Origin of the sequence: Sulfurospirillum arcachonense DSM 9755, from assembly GCF_000597725.1 — a bacterium.
In the GTDB taxonomy this organism is placed as follows: Bacteria; Campylobacterota; Campylobacteria; order Campylobacterales; family Sulfurospirillaceae; genus Sulfurospirillum_A; species Sulfurospirillum_A arcachonense.
The window spans coordinates 1-1,115 of record NZ_JFBL01000041.1 but is presented as its reverse complement, the minus strand read 5'-3'; the positions used below and the strand labels follow the sequence as shown (position 1 = coordinate 1,115).

1 protein-coding gene is annotated in these 1,115 nt (G+C 23.4%); it reads left to right on the top strand.

Going from position 1 to position 1,115, the window contains the following annotated elements; genetic code table 11:
• The first annotated feature begins 148 nt into the window (after nucleotides 1-148).
• Nucleotides 149-835, top strand: a complete 687-nt coding sequence (locus K354_RS0113660) for a hypothetical protein (protein WP_024956026.1) — start codon at nucleotides 149-151, stop codon at nucleotides 833-835.
• Nucleotides 836-1,115: the final 280 nt, after the last annotated feature.

The window sequence follows — 1,115 nt, the reverse complement described above, 5'->3', positions numbered from 1 at the left end:
GGGCTTGACCCATTTTTATATTCTAAAGTGTGATATATTGTCAACTATAAAAAGCACGAGGAAAATCTTAAAAGGTAATAAATGATAAATAAAAGTAGCCTGTCCCCTTTACCCCTTTTTTTTCTTAAAAGAAAGGAAATAGAAAATCATGCTTAAACGAATTTATTTTTTAACTTTTTTGTCTACATATATATTTGCAAATAGTATATATCCATTTAAATTTACTTTTAAAGAGCATGGTTTTTTCCCACAATATCCAATTTCAAAATCTTTTTTTAAAGATTTTGGTTTTGTTGAATTAAATTTAATTAATAGTTACGATGAAAAATTAAACATTAGTAATAAAATTTTGTGTAGAAGTAGGCAGTATAAAAATCACATAAAAACTTTAACTAAAGTGATTTTTTTAGAAAAATCTAATGCTAAAAATGAGTGTGATAAATTTTTTAAAATTTTTTATAAATATAAAACTAAGGAGATAAAAGAGAAAGTTTTTAAAATTTTTATATATAAAAATGATATAGAAAAAGACTCTATAAGAGCAATTATTTTTAAAGAAAAAAATATTATTGGTACTATTCATATTGATAATGAAAGTAGCAGACAAAATTTAATATATAAACTAGTTAAGTCCCTTGAAGAAAATAATAATAATTACTCCTTGCCTGAACAATTGAAAAAAGCTCAAAATGCTTATAAAAATTCAAATCATATAACAGCTTTAAAATTCTTCATTTCTGCTCAAATGTTAAATCCTAAAGATGAGAAAATGCTTATACTTTTTAAAAATTTTATAGAAAATAGAAAAGAAATAAGTATGATGTTTTTAGAATAATTTACCTAAGAAAAAACAATGTAAGGATAGAATTAAAGGGGACAGGCTACTTTTTATACATGTAAGACTTTTATAACTCAAAAGTTTTACATGTAAAGATATATTTTAATTTAGGATATAAATGATGAGTTGGGCATTAAACTTTGAATTAGAAAATAATTTAAAACTACAAGGGGATAGAAAAGTAGCCTCGTATCATTACTAATCCACTAAAAACAAGCATTAGGATAAACTAAAAAATAGAGTTCGCGATAAGTTGAAAGTAGCCAAGGCGGTGAAA

Bases quoted from the DNA above. Each gene is read 5' to 3' on its own strand.
- K354_RS0113660 (WP_024956026.1), top strand. From the start codon at position 149: ATGCTTAAACGAATTTATTTTTTAACTTTTTTGTCTACATATATATTT.